Annotated in this window: 3 protein-coding genes; all 3 read right to left on the bottom strand. The window is 46.2% G+C overall.

Annotation, left to right across the window (positions count from 1 at the left end; translation table 11 throughout):
* Complete coding sequence (locus tag DWA01_RS01690; RefSeq protein WP_114283917.1) at positions 1–249, bottom strand: hypothetical protein; 249 nt, start codon at positions 247–249, stop codon at positions 1–3.
* A 147-nt stretch (positions 250–396) separates the two neighbouring features.
* Positions 397–840, bottom strand: a complete 444-nt coding sequence (locus DWA01_RS01695) for a DUF6586 family protein (protein ID WP_114283918.1) — start codon at positions 838–840, stop codon at positions 397–399.
* A 2-nt stretch (positions 841–842) separates the two neighbouring features.
* Positions 843–1,394, bottom strand: coding sequence for a YfaZ family outer membrane protein (locus DWA01_RS01700; RefSeq protein ID WP_114283919.1), 552 nt, complete (start codon positions 1,392–1,394; stop codon positions 843–845).
* Positions 1,395–1,462: the final 68 nt, after the last annotated feature.

The raw sequence follows: 1,462 nt of genomic DNA on the forward strand, positions 1-1,462 counted from the left end.
TTAGTGCAGAATTCGGCTTTCCAACTCAGCGATGGCTGAGACATCTTCCACATGAACCCCACTAAGCTCACCCACCTTGCGTACACCGGCCTCGATCATGGCACGAGCTATTTCCAAGTGCTGCTCAGGAAAACTGGCTTTAGCGTCGCCGGAAAAAACGATGCGTACCAAAGGCTCACCCTCACCGTCATTGCGCTTAAGGGCCACATCACCGTTTTCTAATTCTACAATCTCAAATACCGCTGCCATATCAATACTGCTCTCGATGTACCGGTGATACTAAACCCCAAATGCACCAGGCATTTATTAGCGAATCCAGTCGCATTTTCAGGGCATAAAAAAGGGGACAAAGTATAGCACTGCCCCCTTACGTCTCCAACGTCTATCCGCCTACAATTAATTCTCTTGGTAATGCTCGCGCATGCGTCTAGATATTTTTTCTAATTCAATCAACCAGTTAGAGAACAATTCAGCGTAATCTGACTGACTAAAAATTAATCCACTGGCGGGGGCCGAATCATCGAGTCCCTGCTGAATTAACCTCTGGTACTGATTTACAAGGGATTTCAGCCAGGAATTATCATCGGCCATGAGCAAACTTAACTCTCGCAATTCACTGGGCAAGTCACGACGATTAAGCAGTTCAGACAGTTCAGAGAACGGTGGTAACGCATATTGCGCCACCAACTCCCCCGCAAAGCTCATGGTGGCAGCATACAAGTGAAACAATGCACTTTCTTCACTGTAGCGCTTAACCTGAGCCCCTTCAGCCTCACTGGCTTTATCTAGGCTCAAACGGCTGAAATATAGCGCCTGATTGGTGCGCCTAACCGAATTCACAATTAGAAGTTAATGCGCAGGCCGAGATGCCCTGCTTTAGTGATTTCAAGGTCAACATCTTCATCGCTGGCCTCAACAAAACGATACCCCAAATACACCAACGCAGTTGGCAATAATCGGTATTCAACACGCAAACCTAAATCCACTAGATTGTCGGTGGTATGAAATGACAAAACACTGGGCGCATAATAAACATGCCCAGCAAAACCTAAACCAGCCAACTCGGCCGGTGTGTACCGTACAAAGCCACCAATGGCCAAAGCACCGCTGTCACTTCTATCGTTAAAGTAACCATAAAACTTGCCACCAATACCAATTTTAAACGGGCTACCCTGATTACGAACGTCAACAGCATTTAAACCGAAGGTCACCAGGTTACCATCCGTTTGATGATGCAAAATTCCGGTGGAGATATGCAAGGGCGTACCCATGCGAGTGGCGTCATATTCTAGAGACGCTGTGTCATCGTTCACACTTAAATCCAGAGAGCCTCCGGCAAATACTTGCGATGAAAGAAGAACACACATAGGGGCCAGTAAACGCAGCAATTTCATGAATCACCTTTATTATGATTGATAAGTAATTTTTTCATTACCGAGCTATGACTTAAGCCTAATTAGGC

The sequence above is a fragment of the Candidatus Halocynthiibacter alkanivorans genome (assembly GCF_003333265.1).
GTDB classification, from domain to species: domain Bacteria; phylum Pseudomonadota; class Alphaproteobacteria; order Rhodobacterales; family Rhodobacteraceae; genus Halocyntiibacter_A; species Halocyntiibacter_A alkanivorans.